General features: G+C 71.4%; 20 protein-coding genes and 1 riboswitch. Of the genes, 13 read left to right on the top strand and 7 right to left on the bottom strand.

Annotation, left to right across the window (positions count from 1 at the left end):
- Window positions 1-71 precede the first annotated feature (71 nt).
- Complete coding sequence (locus P5G46_RS07535) at window positions 72-1397, bottom strand: HNH endonuclease signature motif containing protein (RefSeq protein ID WP_408905377.1); 1326 nt, start codon at window positions 1395-1397, stop codon at window positions 72-74.
- A gap of 154 nt (window positions 1398-1551) precedes the next feature.
- On the bottom strand, window positions 1552-3180 hold the full coding sequence (locus tag P5G46_RS07530; RefSeq protein ID WP_408905376.1) for a D-alanyl-D-alanine carboxypeptidase family protein: 1629 nt from the start codon (window positions 3178-3180) through the stop codon (window positions 1552-1554).
- A gap of 37 nt (window positions 3181-3217) precedes the next feature.
- A riboswitch (TPP riboswitch) is annotated at window positions 3218-3327 on the top strand.
- Between P5G46_RS07530 and P5G46_RS07525 the strand changes: the two genes are divergently transcribed.
- From P5G46_RS07525 to P5G46_RS07515, 3 genes are all read left to right on the top strand, one after another.
- Entirely contained in the window at window positions 3320-3958 is a 639-nt protein-coding gene (locus P5G46_RS07525) for an ECF transporter S component (protein WP_375095111.1), read from the top strand. It overlaps the preceding riboswitch by 8 nt.
- Window positions 3958-5409, top strand: a complete 1452-nt coding sequence (locus P5G46_RS07520) for an ABC transporter ATP-binding protein (RefSeq protein WP_239278342.1) — start codon at window positions 3958-3960, stop codon at window positions 5407-5409. Before P5G46_RS07525 ends, P5G46_RS07520 begins: the two co-directional genes overlap by 1 nt.
- Window positions 5406-6194 carry an energy-coupling factor transporter transmembrane component T family protein gene (locus tag P5G46_RS07515; RefSeq protein ID WP_408905375.1) on the top strand — a complete coding sequence of 263 codons (789 nt, stop codon included), beginning with the start codon at window positions 5406-5408 and terminating at the stop codon, window positions 6192-6194. Before P5G46_RS07520 ends, P5G46_RS07515 begins: the two co-directional genes overlap by 4 nt.
- 4 nt (window positions 6195-6198) lie before the next feature.
- Here the strand turns inward: P5G46_RS07515 and P5G46_RS07510 are convergent, their stop codons facing one another.
- Window positions 6199-6684, bottom strand: a complete 486-nt coding sequence (locus tag P5G46_RS07510) for a GNAT family N-acetyltransferase (protein WP_375095114.1) — start codon at window positions 6682-6684, stop codon at window positions 6199-6201.
- Window positions 6685-6821: 137 nt separating this feature from the next.
- Between P5G46_RS07510 and P5G46_RS07505 the strand changes: the two genes are divergently transcribed.
- Genes P5G46_RS07505 through P5G46_RS07490 form a run of 4 tightly spaced genes read left to right on the top strand, consistent with a single transcriptional unit; the run spans window position 6822 to window position 10260 of the window.
- Window positions 6822-7793: a hypothetical protein gene (locus P5G46_RS07505; protein ID WP_375095115.1), complete on the top strand. Its 972-nt coding sequence runs from the start codon at window positions 6822-6824 to the stop codon at window positions 7791-7793.
- Between the two features lie 45 nt (window positions 7794-7838).
- Window positions 7839-8600, top strand: coding sequence for an SDR family NAD(P)-dependent oxidoreductase (locus tag P5G46_RS07500; protein WP_408905374.1), 762 nt, complete (start codon window positions 7839-7841; stop codon window positions 8598-8600).
- Window positions 8597-9373, top strand: coding sequence for an enoyl-CoA hydratase/isomerase family protein (locus P5G46_RS07495; protein WP_408905373.1), 777 nt, complete (start codon window positions 8597-8599; stop codon window positions 9371-9373). The genes P5G46_RS07500 and P5G46_RS07495 overlap by 4 nt, the downstream gene beginning before the upstream one ends.
- Window positions 9370-10260 (top strand): SDR family oxidoreductase, encoded by an 891-nt coding sequence (locus P5G46_RS07490; protein WP_275438514.1) that lies wholly within the window; start codon window positions 9370-9372, stop codon window positions 10258-10260. The genes P5G46_RS07495 and P5G46_RS07490 overlap by 4 nt, the downstream gene beginning before the upstream one ends.
- A 306-nt stretch (window positions 10261-10566) precedes the next feature.
- On the opposite strand, the gene P5G46_RS07485 is transcribed toward P5G46_RS07490, so the two are convergent.
- Window positions 10567-11412, bottom strand: coding sequence for a Cof-type HAD-IIB family hydrolase (locus P5G46_RS07485; protein WP_239278463.1), 846 nt, complete (start codon window positions 11410-11412; stop codon window positions 10567-10569).
- 290 nt (window positions 11413-11702) lie between these two features.
- Between P5G46_RS07485 and rlmN the strand changes: the two genes are divergently transcribed.
- From rlmN to P5G46_RS07465, 4 genes are all read left to right on the top strand, one after another.
- The gene (gene rlmN / locus P5G46_RS07480; protein WP_239278473.1) at window positions 11703-13001 is read left to right on the top strand and encodes a dual-specificity RNA methyltransferase RlmN; all 1299 of its coding nucleotides are present in this window, start codon (window positions 11703-11705) and stop codon (window positions 12999-13001) included.
- 189 nt (window positions 13002-13190) lie between these two features.
- A complete protein-coding gene (locus tag P5G46_RS07475) occupies window positions 13191-14204 on the top strand; it encodes an aldo/keto reductase family protein (RefSeq protein ID WP_239278475.1) in 1014 nt (337 codons plus the stop codon).
- 126 nt (window positions 14205-14330) lie between these two features.
- Complete coding sequence (locus tag P5G46_RS07470) at window positions 14331-15962, top strand: DUF4407 domain-containing protein (RefSeq protein ID WP_408905372.1); 1632 nt, start codon at window positions 14331-14333, stop codon at window positions 15960-15962.
- Window positions 15962-16426, top strand: coding sequence for an NUDIX hydrolase (locus tag P5G46_RS07465; RefSeq protein ID WP_408905371.1), 465 nt, complete (start codon window positions 15962-15964; stop codon window positions 16424-16426). The genes P5G46_RS07470 and P5G46_RS07465 overlap by 1 nt, the downstream gene beginning before the upstream one ends.
- Before the next feature lie 200 nt (window positions 16427-16626).
- Here P5G46_RS07465 and P5G46_RS07460 read toward each other — a convergent pair whose 3' ends face one another.
- Complete coding sequence (locus tag P5G46_RS07460) at window positions 16627-17601, bottom strand: zinc-binding dehydrogenase (protein WP_408905370.1); 975 nt, start codon at window positions 17599-17601, stop codon at window positions 16627-16629.
- Between the two features lie 78 nt (window positions 17602-17679).
- Between P5G46_RS07460 and P5G46_RS07455 the strand changes: the two genes are divergently transcribed.
- Window positions 17680-18249 carry a TetR/AcrR family transcriptional regulator gene (locus P5G46_RS07455; protein ID WP_239276918.1) on the top strand — a complete coding sequence of 190 codons (570 nt, stop codon included), beginning with the start codon at window positions 17680-17682 and terminating at the stop codon, window positions 18247-18249.
- 5 nt (window positions 18250-18254) lie between these two features.
- Here P5G46_RS07455 and P5G46_RS07450 read toward each other — a convergent pair whose 3' ends face one another.
- The gene (locus P5G46_RS07450) at window positions 18255-18569 is read right to left on the bottom strand and encodes a YbjQ family protein (RefSeq protein WP_138178090.1); all 315 of its coding nucleotides are present in this window, start codon (window positions 18567-18569) and stop codon (window positions 18255-18257) included.
- 116 nt (window positions 18570-18685) lie between these two features.
- Here P5G46_RS07450 and P5G46_RS07445 point away from each other — a divergent pair, with 116 nt between their 5' ends.
- The gene (locus tag P5G46_RS07445; protein ID WP_408905369.1) at window positions 18686-19876 is read left to right on the top strand and encodes a thiolase family protein; all 1191 of its coding nucleotides are present in this window, start codon (window positions 18686-18688) and stop codon (window positions 19874-19876) included.
- Between the two features lie 138 nt (window positions 19877-20014).
- Here P5G46_RS07445 and P5G46_RS07440 read toward each other — a convergent pair whose 3' ends face one another.
- Entirely contained in the window at window positions 20015-23752 is a 3738-nt protein-coding gene (locus P5G46_RS07440) for a choice-of-anchor I family protein (RefSeq protein WP_408905368.1), read from the bottom strand.
- Window positions 23753-23755: the final 3 nt, after the last annotated feature.

Genomic DNA, 23755 nt, shown 5'->3' with positions numbered 1-23755 from the left:
GCTAGCACGACGGAGGGTGTCTCGTCGTCCACTCGGACGCGCGCGGGCAACGTCGAGACGAGCACGACGTGTCAGAAGGGTGCGGGTTCTTCACCCGGTTCGGGCGGGGCGGGATCGTCGGGGACGAAGCGGACGGCCGGCGAGTAGGCGAGGGGCTCGTCGGTGTAGGTGCGGCCGGTGGGGGAGGTCCATTCCAGCACCCCACCGGGCAGCTGCCGGACCCTCCATCGGGTGAACTGCTTCTGGCTGTGATGGCGCTGGCAAAGGTGCGCGAGGTTCGTGACGTCGGTCGGACCGCCGAGCGCGTAATCGTGGGTGTGGTCCACCTCGGCGCGGACGGCGGGCACGGTACAACCGGGCCATCGGCAGCGGCGGTCGCGGGCGCGGAGGAACCGGTCGATCGCGGTGGTGCGATGGTAGGTGTCGGTGTGGAGAACGGCGCCGGAGACGGGATGGGTAATCACTCGGTCCCAGGGGAGCGAGGTCGCCTCGGCGAGAGCACGCGCGGTGTCGGCGTCGAGGGGGCCGTGGCCGACGAGTTCGGCGGGATCGCTGTTCTCTCGCTCGGGGGCGAGCAGGGTGAGCGCGGGGACGACGACCTGCACGCGCGCGCGGATGCCGCCGAGGATGCCGGGTCCGTCGTCGGTGCGGGTGGGGTCGGCATCGGGGGCGGCGGTCAACAGAACGTCGGCGAGGATGTCGGCGCGAAGCTGCGCCATGGTGCGTTCGTCCGAGCCGGGCTCGGAGGCCTCGTCCCGCGCGTCGATGACAGCCCGGGCCTGCCGGGTGAGGCGGTCGTAGATGCCGACCGCGAGCACCGTCGGCATCGTCGCGACCAGATCGGACATGCCGTCCTGCCCGCTGACGATGCGGACACATCGTGCCTCGCGACCGCGCCGGTGACGTTCGCTCAGCGTGGTCGGCTGGAGGCGTTCGGCGAGGGCGGCGAGGCGCGAGCGCAACCGGCCGGGGCTGAGCCCGTCGGCGGTCGCGACGGCGAGCAGGTCGAACTCCTCGCGCGCCTCGACAGGCAGGGGGGAGCCGACGTCGATGATCGCGTGGACGTGCGCACGCGTGATCACGCCCGCCTCCCAGGCGGCGAGGGTCTGCGGATAGTCGTCGACCAGGGTCATGGCGTGGCTGATCTGGGACTGCACCGTGCGATCGGACAGGCACTCGGCCGAGGCGAGTTCGGAGGCGACCTCGCGCAGCGCCATCTCGGAGGCTCGAGCGTGCTCCCGTCGATCGGCCATCACGTCGAGTGCGAGGTGCCCGGCCGCGGCGAGAGCGCGGATGCGGGCCGCCTCCGCAGCGGCCAGCTCGGCACCGGTCCGCAGGGCCTCCGCGAGCACCGCAGACAGGCCCGCCGGGGCCGCGGAGGACGGATCGGAGTACATGTGTGCATGCTAGCGACGGCCTCCGACATTACCCCCGGTCCGCCTGCCTTTCTGGGGATGGATGAGGTCTCCCGAAGTATGGGGAGGAGGTGTGCCGGATCCCCCGGAGGCCGCGGCGCTCGCGGGGTATCGGCGCACCGCAGCCGGTCGACTCTCAGTCGTTGAGGCCGAAGAGGTCGAGCGGGTGCGTGAGTCGCCACCACGGGCTCGGTGGGTCGATGTCGGTCTCGAGCTGCACGTCGACGGTGTCGGCGTCGAGGGGTCCCGTCAGCACGAGCTCCCCGACCGAGGCGCCCGCGTCGCGGGCCTCACCGAGGTCGAGGGCCGTTCCCGGTTGAGCGGCCGCGCCGTTCCACAGCACGTTCTGCGCGTCTTCGGCCGTGACGAGCGCGACGTCCTCGCCCCACAGCGTCGACACGCGACCGACGACGGTTCCCGCGGGCACCGACGTCCGCAACTGAATCTCCTCGGCGAGACGCGCGTAGAGGTCGCGGCTGGCCTGATCGCGTGACTCCGGCCCGGGCTGTCCGAGGACGGCGGCGTAGACGCGCACGGTGGTCGTGCCCACGGTCAGGTCTTTCGCCGACAGCAGGTTCCAGGCATCCAGAGTCCCGGTCTTGATGCCCACGACGCCGGGGTCGGCGAGCAGCGGGTTGCCGTTGCGGAAGGATCCGGCCCCCGGCAGTGACAGCTCCGGGGTGCGCACGATCTCGGCGATCACCGGGTTCTGCAGTGCTTTCTCGGCGAGCGTGATGAGGGCGGCCGGGGTGGCGGTGTTGCCCGCCTCGATGCCGGTCGGGTTGACGATCGTGATGCCCGTGATCCCCCGCTCGACGAGGTACCGGTCGGCTGCGGCGACGAAATCGGCGTTCGAGGGCCAGATATCGGATGCCAGGCGCTGGGCGTAGTTGTTGGCGGACGCGATGAGCATGCCCTGCAGCATCTGCAGCTGGGTGAGTGTGCCGTCAACCGGGACGTCGAGCGAGGACTCGCCGCGGGCCCGGTACTGCCAGTAGTCGTCGCTGTCGGCCTGCGTGAAGGCGTACGTCGGCCCCTGTTCGCCCGGCGCGAGGGGAAGGCGCTCGAGCACGAGCAGCGCGGTCACGACCTTGGTGATGCTCGCGATCGACTCGGGGGCGTTCGCCGACGACAGCACATCGGGCATGCCCTGCACCGCGATGGCTGCTTCGCCCTGCCCGGGCCACGCCGGTTCGGCGGCGGGGGCGGCGATCGGCTGCACGACGAGCGGCTGGATGCGCGGGACGACGGCGTTCAGCGGCCACAGCAGCGTGACCGCGGCGTACACCGCGACCAGCAGCATGAGCAACAGGGGTGGTGCGACGGTGCCGGGCCGGAGGGCGCGGCGGCGGCGACCCGCGAGCAGGTCGGGGGAGCGCGGGCCGGTGGGTGTCAGCGCGAACTCGGGCGCGGAACGCGGCGCCGTCGCCGCGACCGGATCGACCCACGTCAGAGCGATCGGGCCACCGATGAGGACGCGCTCCGAGGACGGCGCAGCGGCCTCTCCGGCGGAGGCCACGGGGGCGGCGGAGGCCTCTGCGGCGGAGGCGGCGGGGGCGTCCGCGACGGGGGCGGCGGGGGCCTCCGGGGCCGGGAGGTGTGCGGCGGAAACATCTCCGGCGGGGGCCGGCCCGTCGGGGTGGGCCGGGGTGCGCGCCAGTTCTGGCATGGACGCCGCTGCCGGCTCCTCCGCCCCGGTCGCCGTCGACCGATCGGCCTGGGCGGCGCGGAGCTCGCGCCGCGTGGCCGGGGTCTGGTCGTGCACCCGCCCACGCTACCCCGGTGACGGCTCTATACTCGGGAACCACAACCACGGGAGTCCGGTGAGCCGGGCTGAGAGGAAGCGACCCACGCTTCGACCGTCGAACCTGATCCGGATCATGCCGGCGCAGGGAGGAGAGAAAATGCACACGTCCACGTCTGCCCGGACGGCGCCCGCCGTCGTCACGTCCGATCGTTTCCGGTGGCGGGTGGTCGACATCGTCGTCGCCGCGGTCCTCGGTGTCGCGATCGGCCTGATCTTCTGGGGCTGGAACACCGTCGGCGGCCTGTGGTTCGCCGCGATGGATGGCCTGACGCCCGGCCTCGGCGGCATCGCCGTCGGCATCTGGCTCCTCGGCGGCGTCGTCGGGGGCCTCGTGATCCGCAAGCCCGGCGCGGCGCTCCTGGTCGAACTGGTCGCCGCGATCGTGTCCGCCCTCATCGGCAACGTCTGGGGCATCAGCACGATCTTCTCGGGCCTGGCCCAGGGCCTCGGCGCGGAGTTGATCTTCCTCGCCTTCCTCTACCTGCGCTTCACTCTTCCCGTGGCGATGCTCGCCGGGGTGGGCGCCGGAGTCGGAGCGTGGGTGCTGGAGTTCTTCTGGGGCAGCTCGCCGAACATCCTGAAGACGCTCGAGTTCAACCTCCTGTACCTCGGCACACTCGTCGTCTCGGGCGCCGTGCTCGCGGGTGTCGTGGGGTGGCTGCTGGTGCGGGGTCTCGCCGCCAGCGGCGCGCTCAGCCGGTTCGCCGCGGGACGCGAACGCCGCCGCGAGGTCTGATGCCGCATCCCGCGCGCGTCGAGGTCGACGGCTGGGGGTGGAGGTACGCCGGCCGGCGTCTTCCCGCGACCCGAGACATCGACCTCACCATCGAGCCCGGTGAGCGGGTGCTTCTCCTCGGGGCCTCCGGTGCGGGGAAAACGACGCTCCTGGCGGGGCTCGCCGGTCTCCTGGGCGGCAGCGACGAGGGCGAAGCCACCGGTGCCATCCGCGTCGACGGTGCCGCGCCCGAGGCGCAGCGCGGTCGCATCGGCCTCGTCCTGCAGGACCCCGAGGCCGGTGTCGTGCTCTCGAAAGTCGGCGACGACGTCGCTTTCGGGTGCGAGAACCTCGGTGTGCCCGCCGACCAGATTCCGGGCCGCGTCATCGAGGCCCTGGCATCCGTCGGACTGGACGTGCCCCTGGATCGCCCGACGAAGGCGTTGTCCGGCGGACAGAAGCAGAGGTTGGCGCTCGCGGGCGTCCTCGCCATGCGACCGGGCCTGCTGCTGCTCGACGAACCGACCGCCAACCTCGACCCCGACGGTGTCCGCGAGGTGCGTACGGCGGTGGAGAGGGTGGTCGCGCGCGAGGAGACGACCCTCGTGCTCATCGAGCACCGCACGGCGGTGTGGGCCGACATGGTCACGCGGGTCGTCGTCCTCGCCCCGGGGGGAGGGCTCCTCGCCGACGGACCGCCCGCCTGGGTCTTCGGCCAGCACGGCGACGCACTCGCCGCGGCAGGGGTGTGGGTTCCCGGACGCGCGGTCGACCTCCCCGTGCTCGCGCCGGTGTCGTCGACGAGGGATGCCTCGCTGCAGGCGACGCGCCTCGCCATCGGTCGCGAGCGGCGGGCGCCGGTCCTCTCGGGGCTCGACGTCGCCGTGCCGGAGGCGGCGGGGACCGTGGTGACGGGACCCAACGGCGCCGGAAAGTCGACGCTGGCGCTGACCCTCGCAGGACTCCTGCCCGAGCTCGACGGCGAGGTCGTCGCGGCCGATCGCCTCGCCGCGCGGGGCGTGCGGCGGCCGTCGCGGTGGCGTTCGACCGAGCTCCTGACCCGCATCGGCACGGTGTTCCAGGAGCCCGAGCACCAGTTCCTCGCGACCACGCTGCGCGACGAGCTCGCCGTCGGCCCCCGGGCGCTGCGGATGCCGGCGGCCGAGGTCGACGCGATCGTCGATGAGCTGCTCGAGCGGCTCGACCTGGCATCCCTCGCCGAGGCGCACCCCTTCACGCTCTCGGGCGGGCAGAAGCGCCGTCTGTCGGTGGCGACCGTGCTGGCGTCGTCGCCGGAGATCATCGTGCTCGACGAGCCGACCTTCGGGCAGGACCGCCGGGGGTGGAGCGAGCTGGTCGGCCTGCTCCAGCGGGAGATCGCGCGAGGACGCAGCGTCATCGCTGTCACGCACGATGCCGATGTCGTCCGTCATCTGGGCCAGCACCGCGTCACACTGGCGGGTGCGGCGTGACGGCGACGATCACGTCTCGTGACCGCTCCGTCGCCTGGATCGACGGGGTCAACCCGGTCACGCGCATCCTCATCGCGCTCGCGCTGTCGGTGCCGTTGTTCGTCACGCTCGACGCGGTCAGCGCGGCCACCGCGGTCGTGCTGGAGCTCCTGTGCGTGCCGCTGACCGGACTCACCTACGCCACGGTGCTGCGTCGCATGATCCCGGTGGCCGTCTTCGCTCCCGTCGCCGCGCTGAGCATGCTGCTCTACGCGCAGCCCGGCGGCACGGTGTACGGAACGTTCCTGTTCGCCACGGTCAGTGACGACTCCATCGCCCTGTCGGGCGCGGTGCTCGTCCGGGTGCTGGCGCTGGGGCTGCCCACCATCCTGCTCTTCGGACGTACCGACCCGACGGAGCTGGCCGACGCCCTCGCGCAGGTGGCGAAGCTCCCCGCACGGTTCGTGCTCGGGGTGCTCGCCGGAGCGCGGACGGTGGGGCTGTTCGTCGACGACTGGCGCACCATGACGCTCGCGCGTCGCGCGCGCGGACTCGGCGACCGCGGCGCCCTCCGCCGCTTCCTCTCCATGGCGTTCGTGCTGCTCGTCTTCGCCGTTCGCCGCGGCACCACCCTCGCCACGGCGATGGAGGCCCGCGGATTCGGCGCCCCCGCCGAACGCACGTGGGCCCGTCCGTCGCGGCTGCATCCCCGCGACGGCGCCGCCCTCTTCGGTGCGGTGGCGCTCATGGCAGCGGCGTTGACCGCCGCCGTGACGACGGGGGCGTTCCGTTTCGTCGGGGGGTGAGCGCTCAGAGCACCCGTTCGAAGCACAGCGACCGCGGCATCGTCGCGATGTACGGCTCATAGACCGGGATGGGTGTGAAGCCCGCCGCGACGTACAGGGCGAGGGACTCCGGTTGCATTCGACCGCTCTGCAGGATCACCCGGCGTGCGCCGCCGTCACGCGCCATCGACACGACGGCGTCGGTGAGGGCGCGACCCACTCCGCGTCGGCGTGCTGCGGCCGTGACGATGAGGCGCTTGAGCTCCCATTCCTCCCCGAGTCGGCGCAGCAGGACGTGCCCGATCGCGGTGCCGTCGGCATCCACCGCGAGGAGGGTCGCGATCACGTCGTCGCCGTGCACGGCCAACGCCGCCGCCCGTTCCTCGGCCATCCCGGGCGGGTCGTCGGCGTCGGCGTCGCGGTAGCGTTCGTCGAGATCGGCGTCCAGGATGCCGCGGAGTGCGACCGCGCGCGGATCGTCGAGCGCGACCCGCTCGAGGTGGAAGGGCATCCCTCGAGCCTAGAACGCGCGACCGAACGATGGGGTTATGGATCGGGTGAACGCGGCCCGACATCGAGGGCGTGCGGGCTACGCTGTAGGCCGCGCGACCGGGTACCCGGGGCGACCAGCGGGGGGAGACGTGCGTTGTGGCACTGTTGCTCACGTTGATCGTCATCAGCGTCGCGGTCGTCGCTGCGGTGCTCATCGTGACCATGCTCCACCTCGGCACGCCGGGGACGCTCACGCTGTTCCTGCGGTTCGTCGCCGCCGCGGGCATCGCCGCCGTCGGCGCCAGCGTGCTGTACCTCGTGTACGGGAGCGGGGGAGGGGTCGCCTCGCTCGCGGTCGGCGACATGTGCATGGTGCTCGTCCCGCTCCTGCTCCTCGTGGCGGTGCGCACGCTCGACGGGGCGGCGTTCCTGTGGCCGTCGATCATTGCGTTCCTCCTCGCCATCGGTGTCGCCGGTGTCACCGCTTTCGTTCCTCTGCCGGGCTCGCTGGGGGTGAAGGTCGCGGTTCTCGCGGCGACCTGCGCGGCGTGCGCGTGGGTCGCGGCGCGGTCGCTGGCGCTGCCCGCCTCGGCGATGCGGATCATCGCTTTCGCATCGGGGGGTTACGCCGTCTTCTCCGTCCTGCGTCTTGTCGTCGCCGCGGTCGCGGGGTGGGGATCGCGACTCTATGCCGCGATGTTCTCGTTCGTCCCGGCGACGGTGGTGGGCGGGTTGGTCGTGCTGGCGCTCGGAGTGGCCGTGCTGCAGCTGCGAACGGCGAGCGATCCGTCGCCGCAGGCGCGTCGGGATCGGGCCCCCGGAGCGATCGTCGTCATCGGCGACTGGAGGCTCGCCTCGGCCGCGTACGGCCCCGACCGGGTTCGAGGTCTGGTGCGCGATCTGCGCGCCGCGGCTCGCTCCCTCGACCCCGACGCCGTCGACGTGCCCCGCGGCGTCGAGGTGAGTCTGTCGCACGCGGTCGTCACACTGGCCGAGGTGGCGCGGGCTGAGTACGGGTGGAGTGCCGACGAGGTCGCTCTCCTGGCCGACGGCGTGTCCACCGCCGCGGTGCGTACGCATCCGGTGCGGCTGCGCTCCTGGCGTCGAGGTCGTTCGCTGCGATCCTGAGTCCCGGGTAAAGTGACACTCGGTTTCTGCTTCGAAGGAGAACGCATGGACATCACGGGTGCATCCGCCCTCGTCACCGGGGGCGCTTCCGGACTCGGGCTCGCCACGGCCCGCCGCCTCTCCGCCGCCGGCGCCCGGGTGACGATCGTCGATCTGCCCTCTTCGGCGGGGTCGGAGGTCGCGAGCGAGGTCGGCGGGCTCTTCGCCGCGGCCGACGTCACCGATGCCGACCAGGTCGCCGCGGCCGCGGCCGTCGCCGCCGGATCGGGCCCCTTGCGGGTCGTCGTGAACTGCGCGGGCATCGCCCCGCCGGCGAAGGTGCTCGACCGCGATCTGCGGCCCACGCCGCTCGCCGATTTCGAGCGGCTCGTGCGCATCAATCTCGTCGGGACGTACAACGTCATCGCGCAGACCTCCGCGATCATGGCAGCCGATGAACCGAGCGAGGGCGGCGACCGCGGCGTGATCGTCAACACCGCCAGCGTCGCGGCCTTCGATGGGCAGATCGGGCAGCCCGCCTACGCCGCCAGCAAGGGGGGCGTTCACGCGATGACACTGCCGATCGCGCGGGAGCTCGCGCGTCACGGCATCCGGGTCGTCACGGTCGCCCCCGGCATCATGGAGACCCCGATGCTCAAGAGCCTGCCGCAGGCCGCTCAGGACTCCCTCGGTCAGCAGGTGCCGTATCCCTCCCGCCTCGGCGCCCCGGACGAGTACGCCCGGCTCGTGCTCGCGATCGTCGACAACGGCTACCTCAACGGCGAGACGATCCGCCTCGACGGCGCGATCCGGATGGCGCCGAAATGACCGACGGCATCCTGCTCCGTGTCGAGGGCTCTCTCGCGCGCGTCACCTTCGACCGCCCCGCCTCGCTCAACGCGATGGACTTCCCCATGGCCCGCCGCTGGCGCGATGTCGCGCACGAGGTCACGTCGGATCCCTCAATCGTGGCGGTGATCCTGGATGCCAACGGCCCCGCGTTCTGCGCCGGCGGCGACGTCGTGGCGATGGCGACCACCGGCGCGGCTGGGGCGGAGGTGACGGCGACCGCGGAGGCGATCCACGACGGCATCCGCACGTTCGTCGAGGCGCCGCTGCCGATGGTCGCGGCTGTCCAGGGGGCGGTCGCCGGCGGGGGACTCGGGCTTATGCTCACCGCCGACTACGTCGTCGCCAGCGACAACGCTCGCTTCGTCAGCCGCTACGCCAACATCGGACTGACGCCCGACCTGGGCGTGTCGACGCTGTTGCCCGCGGCCATCGGGCAGCGCCGAGCGCTTCAGCTCCTCCTGCAGGACCGCATGCTCGACGCCGCGGAAGCCCTCGACTGGGGGTTGGTCGCCGAGGTGGTGGCATCCAGTGATCTTCCGACGCGGGTCGAGCAGATCGCCCGGTTCTGGCTCGACGGGGCGACGGCCGCTTTCGGCCAGGCGACGCGCTTGGTGCGCGTCGGTGCGGGGCGGTCGTTCGCCGACAATCTCGCCGATGAGGCCGCCACGATCGGCGCGGCCTTCGACACCCCCGAGGCGCGGGCGCGGGTCGCCGCCTTCGCCGCCGCCTCCGCGAAAGGACGCTCATGATCCCCACCGACCCTCCAGCCGCCGCCGGTGCGGCGCCCGGAGCCTCCGCCGGCGTGGGCCCACTCACGGGCAAGACCATCTTGATGTCCGGCGGGAGCCGCGGCATCGGGCTCGCGATCGCTCTGCGGGCGGCACGCGACGGCGCGAACGTCGCCCTGCTGGCCAAGACCGACACCCCGCACCCGAAGCTCGAGGGCACCGTCCACACCGCGGCCGAGGCGATCCGCGCCGCGGGCGGCCGGGCCCTGCCCATCGTGGGTGACGTGCGCGACGAGGAGTCGATCACCGAGGCGGTCCTCCGCACGGTCGGTGAGTTCGGCGGCATCGACATCGTCGTGAACAACGCCAGCGTGATCGACCTGTCGGGGTCGCTCGACCTCGCGACGAAGAAGTACGACCTCATGCAGGACGTCAACGTCCGCGGAACGTTCCTGCTCTCACGCGCGGCGATCCCGCAGCTGAGGGATGCCGCGAACCCCCACATCCTCTCGCTCTCGCCGCCGCTGAACGTCACGCCGAAGTGGCTCGGAGCGCACACCGGGTACTCCCTCGCGAAGTTCGGCATGACCATGGCGACGCTGGGCATCGCCGAGGAGTTCGCCGGCGACGGTATCGCGGCCAACACCCTGTGGCCGCGGACGACGATCGCGACCGCGGCGGTGCAGAACGTCATCGGAGGCGACCGGCTCATGGCCGTGTCGCGGACGCCCGAGATCTACGCGGATGCCGCGTACGAGGTGCTGACGTCGCCCTCGCGCGAGCTGACCGGCCGGACATTGATCGTCGAGGACGTGCTCGAGGCCGCCGGGGTGACGGACTTCTCCGGCTACGCCGCGGTGCCGGGCACCCCCGACGCCGCGATGTACCCCGACATCTTCCTGGACTGACCCGCTGCCCTGCGGTCGGGGTGCGCCGTTCCGCCGGGGCCGCCCGGTCGGTCGTGCGCGGTTCCGCCGGGCCGTCCGCCCGGTCCGTGGCGCGCGGTTCCGCCGGGTCGGCCGCCCGGTCGGGGGTGCGCCGTTCCGCCGGGTCGGCCGCCCGGTCGGTGGTCCGCGGTTCCGCCGGGTCGGCCGCCCGGTCGGTGGTCCGCATAAACGCTTTCGGCGCGCATAAACGCGTGGGCAGCGCGTTTCTGCGCGCGGACAGCGTTTATGCGGGGTGGTGATGCCTTCGCGCGATCGCGGCCGGCGCCGTCAGAGCAGACCGAGCTCGGCGAAGGCGTTGTGCACACCGTCCTCGAGCACCGACGTGGTCACGCGACCGGCCAGGCGCTGCAGCTCGACCGGGGCGTTGCCCATCGCGACGGGGGTTCCGACGACCTCGAACATCTCGACGTCGTTCCAGCTGTCGCCGATGCCGATGGCATCCGTCGCGTCCAACCCGAGGATGCCGAGCACCTCCACGATCGCCGAGCCCTTCGTGACACCCGCCTGACCGATCTCGCCGTTCGAGCCGCCCGGAAGCGGGATGGACCCCGGGATGACATGAAACCCGGGGCCGAGCTCCGCGGCGGCGTGAGCGACGGTGTCGGTCGAGGGACTGACGAACACGGCCTTCGCGACACGGTCGCGGTCGACCTCGGCCAGCGGCCGGGTGCGCGGGATCGGGCCCGTCGCGGGCGCCGGGTGTCCGAGCGCGGCGAGCTCGGCCGCGCGGGCCGCGAGACGCTTCTGCACGTACTCGCGCATCACCGGCTCGACGCCCGGGGAGGCGAACACCGCCTCGTGCGTCTGCAGGAAGTAATGGATGCCGTGCGCCTCGAAGTACGTCTCGATCGCCGCCACATCGTCGCGGGGCATCGGGTGCTCCACGAGGAGGGCGCCGTCACGTGTGGCGTACGCGCCGCCGTTGCTGATCGCCCCGTCGAAGCCGATCGCCCGGACGTCGGGATGGATGTCGCCGTCGGCGCGCCCCGTGCACAGCCACACGAGGTGGCCGTTCGCGCGAGCCTGGCGGATGGCGGTGATCGTCGAGGGGGCGATCGCCGAGCCGTGCTCGATGATCGTGCCGTCGACGTCGAGGAAGGCAATACGGGGCATGTGTTCTCCGTGGGGTGGGCGGCGGACCCGTGCTCCGCGCGCGGCGGGGCCCGCGCGGCGGTGCCCGCGGGGCGGGGCTGCGGAGCCGGGTCGCTGCCACCGTACCGGTCGCCGGTGTCCGAGCCGCCCGAGGACACAGCGGAGGAGAAACGGCCGCACAACTCCGGCAAGACCGCAGGATGCCGGGGCGCCCGGGCTGTGGCATCCGGATCTTCCTGCGTTGTGTCGTGCCCTGATGGTCCCCGGGGCGTCCAGCCGCGGCGCAGGTGGCCGCCGGTACCCTGGAAGATATGACCGATCAGACCCCCGTGCGCGAGACCACGCCCCGGCAGGCGCGCCCCGCGGGGGCGCCGGCCGACACCGCGATCCGCGAGACGAAGCCGCGCCAGGTCCGCCCGAAGACCGAAGGCTGGCAGCAGGCGAAGGACGAGACAGGGCGTCCGCTCCTGCAGTTCGCCAGCCCCAAGCGCGGTAAGCCACCCGTTCACCTCGCCGACCTCACCGCCGAAGAGCGCGTGGCCAAGGTCAAAGAGCTGGGCCTTCCGGGCTTCCGCGCGAAGCAGCTCGAGAAGCACTACTTCACCCACTACACGTCGGATGCCGCTGCGATGACCGACCTGCCGGCATCCGGTCGTGAAGAGCTCGTCGCGGGGCTCCTTCCGCCGTTGCTCACCGAGGTGCGCCGCCTCGAGACCGACCGTGGCGACACGATCAAGTTCCTGTGGAAGCTTCACGACGGTGCGCTGGTCGAGTCGGTGCTCATGCGCTACCCCGGACGCATCACGCTGTGCGTGTCGAGTCAGGCCGGGTGCGGCATGAACTGCCCGTTCTGCGCGACCGGTCAGGCGGGCCTCACCCGCAACATGTCGGCCGCCGAGATCGTCGACCAGGTGGTGCGCGCGAACGCGCTCATCCGCGCGGGCGGGCTCGGCGACCCCCGAAAGGTGGGGCACGAGGACGAGCGCGTGACGAACATCGTCTTCATGGGCATGGGCGAGCCGCTCGCCAACTACGCCCGGCTCATGCAGTCGGTGCGCGTGATGGTCGACAAAGAGCACGGCCTGGGCATGAGCGCGCGCGGCATCACGGTCTCGACCGTGGGTCTGGTGCCGGCGATCACGAAGCTGTCGAACGAGGACATCCCGGTGACCTTCGCCCTGTCGCTGCACGCTCCCGACGACGGTCTGCGCGACGAGCTCATCCCGGTCAACTCCCGCTGGAAGGTCGATGAGGCCCTGGATGCCGCGCGCGCCTACTTCGACAAGACCGGGCGCCGCGTCTCGATCGAGTACGCCCTCATCAAAGACATGAACGACCACGCGTGGCGTGCCGATCTGCTGGCCGAGAAGCTCAACGCCCGCGGCCGTGGCTGGGTGCACGTGAACCCCATCCCGCTGAACCCGACGCCCGGGTCGATCTGGACCGCGTCCGAGGTGCCCGTGCAGAACGAGTTCGTGCGCCGTCTCAACGACGCCGGCATTCCGACGACGCTGCGCGACACCCGCGGCAAAGAGATCGACGGCGCGTGCGGGCAGCTCGTCGCGACCGAGGACGACGAAGCGGCCGCGGCCGAGACGCCCGTCGGCTGACGCCCCGGCGCCGCGGGGACGCCGGTGGGAAGTCAGTCTGCCGCGCATAAACGCGATCTATATGCAGAAACGCGTTCTCAGCGCGTTTATGTGCGCCGGTCGTGTTTATGCGTAGCGGCATTCGGGCGTCGGGCGATTCGGAACGCGGGCAACGGGCCCGATGTCGGATGCCGCCGATAGCGTGGACCCATGGTCGGTTATCGCTACCTCGGCAACAGTGGATTCAAGATCTCGGAGATCACCCTCGGCAACTGGGTGACGCACGGTTCGCAGGTCGGTGACGACGCCGCCATCAAGACGGTGCACGCCGCGCTCGACGCCGGCATCACGACGTTCGACACCGCCGACACGTACGCCAACACCGCGGCGGAGGTCGTGCTCGGCAAGGCCCTCGAGGGTCAGCGGCGCGAGTCGCTCGAGATCTTCACCAAGGTGTACTTCCCGACCGGTCCCGGCGGCCCCAATGACACGGGCCTGAGTCGGAAGCACATCATGGACTCGATCAACGGTTCCCTGAAGCGTCTCGGCACCGACTACGTCGACCTCTATCAGGCGCACCGCTTCGACTACGAGACCCCGATCGAAGAGACCTTCCAGGCCTTCGCCGACATCGTCCGCCAGGGCAAGGCGCTCTACATCGGTGTGTCCGAGTGGACCGCCGAGCAGCTGCGCGAGGGGCACGCGCTGGCGAAGCAGCTCGGCATCCAGCTGATCTCGAACCAGCCGCAGTACTCGATGCTGTGGCGTGTCATCGAGGGCAAGGTCGTGCCCACCAGCGAAGAGCTCGGCATCTCGCAGATCGTGTGGTCGCCGATGGCGCAGGGCGTGCTGAGCGGCAAGTACCTGCCCGGTCAGCCCGTGCCCGACGGATCCCGCGCCACCGACGAGAAGAGCGGAGCGACCTTCATCAAGCGGTTCCTCCGCGACGACGTGCTCGAGGCCGTCCAGCGGCTCAAGCCGATCGCCGAAGGGGCAGGGCTCTCCCTGCCGCAGATGGCGATCGCGTGGGTGCTGCAGAACCCGAACATCGCCGCCGCGCTCGTGGGTGCCTCGCGTCCCGAACAGCTCGCCGACACCGTGAAGGCCTCCGGTGTGACGCTCGACGCCGACACCCTGGCGGCGATCGACACCGCACTGGGTGACGCGGTGTTCTCCGACGCCGACAACACGTACGAGGTGTCGCCGAAGAAGCGCCTGGTCTGACAGGCGGACGGGCGGGCCGGGCGGTGGCGCCCGGCCCGCTTTCGCGCATCCGGGCGCTGCGCTGCTCCGGGGTGAACCCCCGGCCCGCTCAGGAGAGCAACAGGATGGGCGTCGTACCCTGTGCGAATGTCCTTTTCCGCTCACCGGCCGGGCCGCTTCGGTTCCGACGGCCGCATCGAGTTCACGACGGACGATGACCGCGAGCCCCAGTACCTCGACGACATCCTCGCCCAGCAGCGTGACGACGCCGGCTCCGCCTCGGCCGACGACGTGACCCCCGGCGATCCCACCGAACCCTGGGGTGCCCCGCCCGCCGGCGACGGCGACACGGCCCCGTTCGAGTGGCCGGATCCGGAGTTCGAGGAGGCGCCGCGCGCCGCGGTCCCCGCCGACACCGAGCCCGCCGACACCTCGCGCCCCGACACCTCGCGCCCCGACGTCGAGTCCGCGGCGCCCGAAGCGGCGCCGTTCCCCGCGCCCGTGGCATCCGACCCCCGCCCGCCGCGGCTGCGGCGTGCCGACCCGCGTCGGCCGAGCCTGTCGCTCGTGCGGCGCATGGCGGTCTTGGGCGGTGCCGACAACGACGTGCTCGACGAAGTGCCCGAAGAGGTTCCGCGTTTCGTTCAGATGTTCCTCGTGCTTCTGGGCACTGCGCTGGTCTCGGCCCTGTCGATGATGTTCGCCCTGCTCACCGGTGTGCGTGTGAGCATCCTGCTCGCGATCCCGCTCGCGCTGGTGTGGGGTCTGATCATCTTCAACCTCGACCGCTTCCTCACCTCGACGATGCGCTCGACGAAGAACATCTTCCGGCTCCTGGGCCTGGCGTTCCCGCGCGTCATCATGGCGGCGCTCATCGGCATCGTGGTGGCGGAGCCTCTCGTGCTGCAGGTGTTCCAGAACGACATCAACCGCGAGGTGAACTCCACCAACGTCACGCAGGCGCTCTCCGACCAGGATGCCGTGGCCAACGGCCCCGAGAAGCAGGCTCTGGATGCCGCCAGCGCCCAGGTCGCCGCGCTGGAGAATCAGGCCGCGACGGGCATCGTCGCCGGCACGTCCTCCACCTCGGCGGAAGCCGCCGCGGCGCAGCAGAGCGTCGATCAGCTCACGCAGCAGCTCGCCGCGCAGCAGCAGGTCATCGATCAGGCCCGGGCGGTGTACCAGTGCGAGCTGACGGGCGAGGGTGCGGGCGAGGTGCCCGGATGTACCGGCGTCGCCGGCGACGGGGCGAGTTCGGATGCCGCGCAGGCCCAGCTCGCGCAGGCCCAGTCGGCGTACGACGCCCTGTCGGCGCAGTTGCAGCAGGCGCAGTCGGGTCTCGCCGCGGCGAACTCGGCGGGTGCCGAGGCGGCCGCCGCATCGGCGGACCGGAACAAGCAGCAGGCGCAGGATCAGCTGCCGGCGGCGCGTGCGCAGTACGAGGCGGCGCTCACGGCCTACAACGATCGAGCGGCGTCCGTCGCCGACGGCAACGCCGGCGCCGTGGGCCTGCTGAGCCAGATCTCGGCGCTCGAACGGCTGTCGGAGCGTGAACCGACGCTGCGCTGGGCGCACTGGCTCATCGCAGCCCTGTTCTTCATGATCGAGCTGCTTCCGGTTCTGGTGAAGGTGCTCACCGGTTTCGGCGGCCCGTCGCTGTACGAGAAGGCCGAGCGGATGCGCACCCAGGTCGCACTCGACCGCGTCACCGCGAGGACGTTCCGAAAGCGCGCGGACGTGATCGCCGACGAAGCGGTCCGCATCCCGGCGGGCGTCTGATGGCCGCGTGGAGTGCGGGACTGCTGCTGTACCGGCGGCATCCCGCTCTCGAGGTTCTCATCACGCACATGGGCGGACCGTTCTGGGCCCGCAAAGACGACGGTGCGTGGTCCATCCCGAAGGGCGAGTTCATTCCCGGCGACGAGGAGCCCCGGGATGCCGCGTTCCGCGAGTTCCGCGAGGAGCTCGGCCTCGAACCCCCGGCCTCGGAGTGGGCCGAACTGGGCACCTTCGCGGCGTCATCGAGCAAGAAGCTCGTGGTGTTCGCCGCCGATGGCGCGGCGTTTCCGGAGTCGGGCTTCACGTTCGGCGAGTTCGAGATGGAGTGGCCCCCGCGCTCGGGCCGCACGGCATCCTTCCCCGAGGTCGACCGCGCGGAGTGGACGGGTCTGGATGCCGCCCGCGACCGCCTCGTCAAGGGCCAGCGCCCCCTCCTCGACGCGCTCGAGCGCCTGCTCGCGTAGCCGACCGGCGGCGTAGGCGAGCAGCGGGGCGGCGCCAGCGCGGGGTGCGGGGCGCGGGGTCGCGTTTCGGCGTTGAGTGTCCAAGACATGCGGCGCGGGGCGGGGTGTGTCCGCGTGTTGTGGACACTGAAGTGCGGGGCGGGCCCTGGCGCGGGGCGCGGGGCGGGCGCCGACCCAGGGGCGGCGGCGCCCGCCCGGGCTCACGGGCGCAGAAGCACCTTGCCGACGCGCGGCGACAGGCTCGCGGTCACGGCCTCGCGGATGTCGTCGAGGTCGAAGGTCGCCGCGACGGGCAGGGTGACCGTACCGTCGGCGAGGTAGCGCGACAGCTCGCCGAAGAGGGCGCCGCGGGTTTCGGCATCCATCGTCTTGCTGACGACGCTGCCCCAGAATCCCTTCACGGTCGCCTGGCGGAAGATGATGTCGCCGGTGGAGAGTTCGAGCTTCCCGGCGCCCATCGAGCCGAAGATGACGAGCGTGCCGTTGTCAGACAGCAGCGACAGCACGTCGTTGCTCGCCGAGCCGCCCACCGAGTCGACGCCCGCGACGATCCGCGCGCCGTCGGCGATCGCGAGAGCCTTCTCGCGCCAGTCGTCGGCGTCGGTGGACACGACGTTGTCGATGCCCTGCTCGGCGAGCTCGTCGACGGCGCTCTGTCGACGGACCAGCCCCAGGACGTGGATGCCACGCGCCCGCGCGATCTGCGCGACCATGCGCCCGACGGCTCCGTTGGCGGTGTTCTGCACGATCCAGTCGCCGGGTGTGAGGTCGAGGGAGTGCAGGAGGCTGATGGCGCTGAACGGCATGGATACGAGCTGCGCGGCCACCTCGTCGGGGAGGGCGTCGGCGACGGGGATGAGGCCCGCGGCCGGGGCGACGACGTACTCGGCCCAGACGCCGAAGGTGCCGCCGGTGGCGACGCGCTGGCCCACCTCGAGCCCGTCGACGCCCTCGCCGATCGCGTCGATGATGCCGACGGCCTCGGTGCCGGCGCGGGCGGGGAGGTCGGGCTTGAAGCCGTAGTCGCCGCGGATCGTCCACAGGTCGTGGTTGTGGATCGGCGAGAGCGTCACCCGCAGACGCACCTGGCCGGGGCCGGGCTCGGGGGTCGCGACCTCATCGACGGTCAGAACATCGGCGGGTTCGCCGATCTGGGGGTGCACGATCGCGCGCATGTCTCTCCTTGCGTGGTTATTTTGTAACGACCGGTCTAATATAGGCCTCGACCGGGAAGAAGGAAACCCATGGGCAGGATGCCGACATTCGACCGCCGCGCCGTCGTCGACGCCGCGCGCGATGTGTTCTGGCAGCACGGCTACGCCGAGACGGGGATCGCCGAACTCGAAGACGCCACCGGCCTGACCCGCTCCAGCCTCTACAACGCGTTCGGCAGCAAGCGCGGACTCTTCGACGCGGTGCTCGCCGGATACCTCGACGATGTCGTGCGAACGCGCCTGCGACCGCTGGGCGGGGGAGACCCGGGCGCTCTCGAGGCCTACGTCGAACAGATGCGCGCGGCGATCGCGGCCGACAGTTCCCGCGCTCGCCTGGGATGCCTCCTGCTCAACGCCGGAGCATCGCCACTGGCGTCGGACGACGACGACATCCGCGCGCTCGTGTCCGGCTACGCCGCCGAGATGCGGGCCGCCATTCGCTCCGCCGTCGCCGACCGTCGCCCCGATCTCTCGCCGGATGCCGTGGACGCCCTCGCCGGCGTCTGCGCGTCGCTCGTCGTCGCAGCGCTCACCCTCGCCCGCGCCGACCGTGACGCGGCCGTGGCGACCCTGGCATCCGTCCCGACGACGCTGGAGTCCTGGCGCTGAGCCCCTCAGCCGAGCTTCACGGCCGTGCCGTACGCGACGACTTCCTGGAAGTTCTGTGCGACCTCGCTGGTGTCGAAGCGCATCGCGATCACGGCATCCGCGCCGAGGGCCTGTGCCTGCTCGATCAGGCGCTGCTTGGCTTCATCGCGGCTCTCCTGGAGCTGTTTGGTGAGCCCCTCCAGTTCACCGCCGAAGATCGACTTGAGCCCCGCGCCGAACTGCACGCCGATGTTGCGGGCGCGCACCGTCAGGCCGGTGACCTCTCCGTAGACCTCGACGATCTGACGGCCGGGGACATCGTTCATGGTCGTGACGAGCATGCGGTCAGTCTGGCAGCGGCCCTGGGGCGCCCGCCAGTGTCGCGCGGGCCATCGCATGCCCCCGGATGCCGCGCGAGGCACAATGCTGTCATCCCCGCTTCTTCCCGGAGGTCCCCATGGCGCCGAACGCTTCTCGCATCGTCCTCGTCTCGGGCGCGCGCACCCCGATCGGCTCGTTCGGCGGCGCGCTGTCGAGCGTAGACGCGCACAAGCTCGGGGCCGTTGCGGTCACCGCGGCGCTCGACCGCGCGGGTGTGCCGAAGGATGCCGTGGACGAGGTCGTCATGGGCTGTATTGCGCAGAACGGACCCGACGCGTACAACGCCCGCCGCGTCGCGCTCGCGGCGGGGCTGCCGACCCGCGTCCCGGCCTTCACCGTGAACCGTCTGTGCGGGTCGGGGCTTCAGGCGATCTGGTCGGGGGCGCAAGAACTGCGGTGGGGCGGCGTCGACGTCGTGGTCGCCGGTGGCGACGAAAGCATGTCGCGCACGCCGTTCCTCGAGTACGGTGCCCGCGGCAACGCGAGGCTCGGCGACCGGACGCTCCTCGACGGCACGCTCGCCATCCTCACCGACCCCTTCAGCGGCCGGCACATGGGCACGACCGCTGAGACCGTGGCATCCCGGTACTCCGTGTCGCGGGAAGAGCAGGACGCCTTTGCCGTGGAGAGCCAGCGGAGGGCTTCGACGGATGCCGCCCGGGCGGCGTTCGCGGAGGAGATCGTGCCCGTGACGACCGGCGGGAAGAGGCCGGTCGAGGTGTCGGTCGACGAGCATCCGCGGCCCGGGACGACCAGCGAGGTGCTCGCGGGGCTTCGGCCCGCGTTCGAGCGCGAGGGGACGGTCACGGCGGGGAACTCGTCGGGGATCAACGACGGTGCCGCCGCGACCGTGCTGATGCGCGAGGACGACGTGCGCGCACAGGGCCTCGCGGGCCTCGCGACGCTGGAGGCCGTCACCACGGCGGGCGTCGACCCCGAGATCATGGGCTACGCCCCGGTGCTCGCGCTGCAGCGGTTGTGGGAGCAGACCGGACTCACCCCGGCCGACGTCGATGTGATCGAGCTGAACGAGGCGTTCGCGGCGCAGGCGGTTGCGGTGATCCGTGACGCGGGCCTGGATGCCGAGAAGGTGAACCCGTACGGCGGCGCGATCGCCCTCGGCCATCCCGTCGGGGCGACCGGCGCGATCCTCACGGTCCGCGCCGCCCTCGACCTCCAGCGCCGCGACCTCGAGTACGCCGTCGTGACGATGTGCATCGGCGGCGGCCAGGCCCTCGCCGCGCTGCTCCGGCGCTTCCGTTCGTAGGGCGCGAGTCGCCAGGATTTGTCGCCTCGGGCCCCGCCCGGGCGACAAACCCTGGCGACTCGCGCGCGCAGGCGCGGCGCCGCCGCGAACGGGAACGGCCCCCACCCCGGAGGGGTGAGGGCCGTTGCCGCGCCGGGGTCAGGCCGTGCGGCGACGACGCAGGGCGAAGGTCAGACCGCCGGCGACCAGCAGGAATCCACCCGCCAGCGCGACGCCCCACGGAGCCTGGGCGCCGGTCGCGGCGAGGGTGCCCTTGCGGAACACCTCGATCGCGAGCGGGCTCAGCACCGTGCCGTCGGCGCGCGTGATGACCACCGTGTGCGTCCCCGGCTCGAGCGCCACGGGGACGTTCACGCGGAACGTGACCGATCCGTTCGCGTCAGCGGCCGGGATGCCGGTGATCGCGGTCGGCGTGCTGTTCAGCGTCGCGGTCAGCTGCTCGCCGGCGTTCAGGCCCGCGACCGTGACGGTGAACGACCCGCCCTGCTCGACGCGCGTCGCGCTCGCCGTGACGCTCACCGCGGCGGGCGAGGTCGTCGGCTGAGTGGTCGGGGTCGGGGTGGGGGTCGGAGTCGGGGTCGGCGTCGGCGTGGGCGTGGGCGTGGTGCCCTCGTCGACCGGCTGCGCCCCCTTCAGGTACGCGCGACCCAGGGGCGACGGTGCGACCGTGCCCTTGGCGGTGAAGTAGTCCACCGTGGCCTGCAGGTCGATCTGACCCGAGTCGGCCTTGCCCGTCCCCTGCGCGAAGGTGGTGAAGTTGTCGCCCCCCGCCGCGAGGAACGAGTTCGTGACCACGCGGTACGACTTCGTCAGGTCGATCGGCGTGCCGTTGAGCGACATCGCGAGGATGCGCGAACCCGCTGCGGCGTTGGGGTCGTACTCGAACGCGAATCCCTTCGACACGCCCAGCGCGAGCACGGGACGCGAGGCGCCCTGCGGCTGCCACTGCTGCTCGAGCACCGACTTCAGCTGCGCACCCGTGAGCGAGAGGGTCACGAGCGTGTTGCCGAAGGGCTGCACGTTCGCCGCCTCGCGGTACGAGACCGAGCCGTTGTCGGTGCCGTACAGCAGGTCGGCGCGAAGGCCGCCGGGGTTCATGAACGAGATCTGCGCGTCCTGACCGTTGAACGAGGGGTTCTCGCTCGTGGCCCACAGGTACACGTCGGCGACGGTGTTGCCGAGGGTCGAGTAGGCGCCGCGGTCCTCTCCGCCGGTGTTGTTCTTCGCCCGGGTGATGTCGCCGGTGATCCGGCCCACCTCGACCTGGCCCTTCACGTCGGCGGTGGCCTTGGCATCCGCCACGATCTTCGCGACCTGCGTCTGCGGGTACGCGACCCACTGCGAGACGGTGGAGTCGTACAGCGACCGCACCCCCGGCGTGATCGAGACGAGCTCGCCGGCGTCGTCGAGGTCGATGTCGAGCGTGCCAAGGTTCGTGCCGTACTGACCCGCCTGGATGACGGAACGTCCGCCGATCTCGCACGCGTACTTCTGGTGCGTGTGCGCCGAGACGATGGCATCCACGTCGCTCGATGCGCCGCGGACCATATCGCCGAAGTCGCCGGACTCGGTGGCGATCTTCGTGCAGTCGGTGCCCTCGGAGCCTTCGTGGGCGAGGACGATCACGATGTCGGCGCCCGCTTCGCGAGCGTTCTTCGCCTCGCGGTTGGCCGCTTCGACGAGGTCGCCGAACTCGATCTCGGCGATCTTCGACGGGTCGACCATGCCGGCGGTCTGCCGGGTCACGGTGCCGACGAAGGCGACCTTGGTGCCGTCGACCTCCTTGATCGTGTACGGCTTGAGGGCGGGCGTCTTCGTGCCCTTCTCGTACACGTTGGCGCCGAGCGCGAAGTCGCTGAAGTCACCCGTGTTGCCGCCGTACGCCGGGATGACCCGGTCGGTCAGGTCGGCGAAGCCGCGGTCGAACTCGTGGTTGCCGACCGCGCTGATGTCGAGGGTCGCGGCCTTGAGCGCCTTGATGGTCGGGGTGTCCTGGTCGATGAACGACTCGAACGCGCTCGCGCCGATGTTGTCACCGGCCGAGACGAACAGCGTGTTCGGGTTCTGCTGCCGGTACTTCTCGACCGCGCCGGCGAGAACACCGGCGCCCGCGACGCCACCGCTCTCCTGAAGCAGACGACCGTGGAAGTCGTTGATCGTCAGGATCTGCAGGTCGGGGGTCTTCGGCTGCGTCGGGCGCACCTCGAAAACGGTGGTCGACCCGGACACCTCGTTGCCGGTGATGAGCAGCGGGATGCCGGTGGGAGAACGCAGCGCCGAGACGAAGGTGATGCCCTCGGGACCGAGGTCGCCCGCGGCGGCCGTCTTCACATCGGCGGAGGCGTCACGGTTGTTGACGTACGTGACGTACGTGGCGTTCTTGGGGTCGGTGATGTCGTAGACCATCACGCCGCCCGCCCGCTCGAGGCCGATGAAGGCGTACGTGCGGCCGTCGACGACGCCGATTGCAACGTTCTCGGGCTCGGGACCCTTGTCGTCGCTGCGGTCGTCGACGGTGTTGTTGTCGTTCGACACGTTGAACAGCTCGGGCGCGACCTCCTTGAGCTTCTGCTCGAAGTCGTCGCCGGAGTCGAAGACGAGCGTGCCCTTGGTGTCCCAGATCGAGAACGAGCGGCCGCCGTACGCGTAGAGCTCGCTGTAGCAGCCGTCGGCGGTCTTGCCGAGGTCGGTGACGACCTTGAGGCGTCCGAGGTCGGCATCCGCGGAACGGCCGGCGAGCGGCGAGGTCTCGCAGATGGCCGCGAGGTCCTTCTTGCCGAGGTCCTTGATGCGGGCCTCGTCGATGAAGTCGCCCCACTCGCGTCCGTCGCCCTCGTTCGCGGTGACGAGGTAGGTCCCGGCCTTGCCGTCGACGTTCGCCGAGTACGACGCGATCCCGTCGGGCATGTACAGGCCCTTCAGGCCCGAGACCGCGCGGATGTCGATCCCGCCGTCCTTGTCGCTGGTGTCGAGCGCGCTCGCACCCCAGTCCTTGTAGCCCAGGGGCAGGATGCCGGTCACCTCGGCCTTGGCGAGGTCGACCGTTGCGACGGCGTTGGCCTCCTGCAGGGTGACGTAGGCCACGGTGCCGTCGACGGTGATGTACTCGGGCTCGAGGTTGCGCGAGACGCGGTTCGCCGACAGCGGCGTGGAGCCCTGGTCGGGTGCGGCGACGTCGGGACCGAACACGCGGACCTTGGGGTCGAGCGTCTTGGTGCCACCGGGCTCGAACGCGCGGAAGCCCGCGGTCTTCACCGCGCTCTGCGCGGGAGCGGTGAGGGTGGATGCCACGGCGACGACGCTCACCGATCCTTCGGGGTCGGTGGAGAAGTCGTCGGCGGGTTCGCCCTCGTTGGCCACGACGGCGTACGCGCCGTCCTTCGAGAACGTCACCATGTCGGGGAGGGCGCCGACGGCGACTTCGCCGAGCACCGCGGATGCCGCGTCGTCCTTGTTCGCGTCGAAGAAGACGAGGTGGCCCGCGGCGGTCTTGTCGTCGGCTTCGAAGGCGATGACGCCCAGGCCGTCGTCGCGGACGGCGACGGAGTTGGCGACACCGTTCGAGGCGACGTCGAAGAGCTTCACCGGCTTCGTCGGATCGCTGTTGTCGAGCACCGTCACGGTGCCGGCCTGCGCGTTCACGACGAAGAGGCGGTCGCGGTAGGCCTGCACGATCTCGGCGGCCGACTCCTTGTAGACGCCGGTGTCGTACGAGCCGACCGGCGTCAGGCCGATCGCCGCGCCGGGGGCGCTGTTCGAGACGGGGGCGGGGACGATGGCGGCCGAAGCCGCCGTTGCGCTCGTGAGAGCGAGCGCGCACACCGCCGCGGTGGTCGCGGTGAACGCGACGGCGCGGCGAAGGAACGTCGAAGGCATGGA

Source organism: Microbacterium mcarthurae, assembly GCF_046064585.1.
Classification (GTDB): Bacteria; Actinomycetota; Actinomycetes; order Actinomycetales; family Microbacteriaceae; genus Microbacterium; species Microbacterium mcarthurae.
The sequence above is the reverse complement of the archived record's forward strand: the minus strand, read 5'-3'. Positions and strand labels throughout refer to the sequence as shown.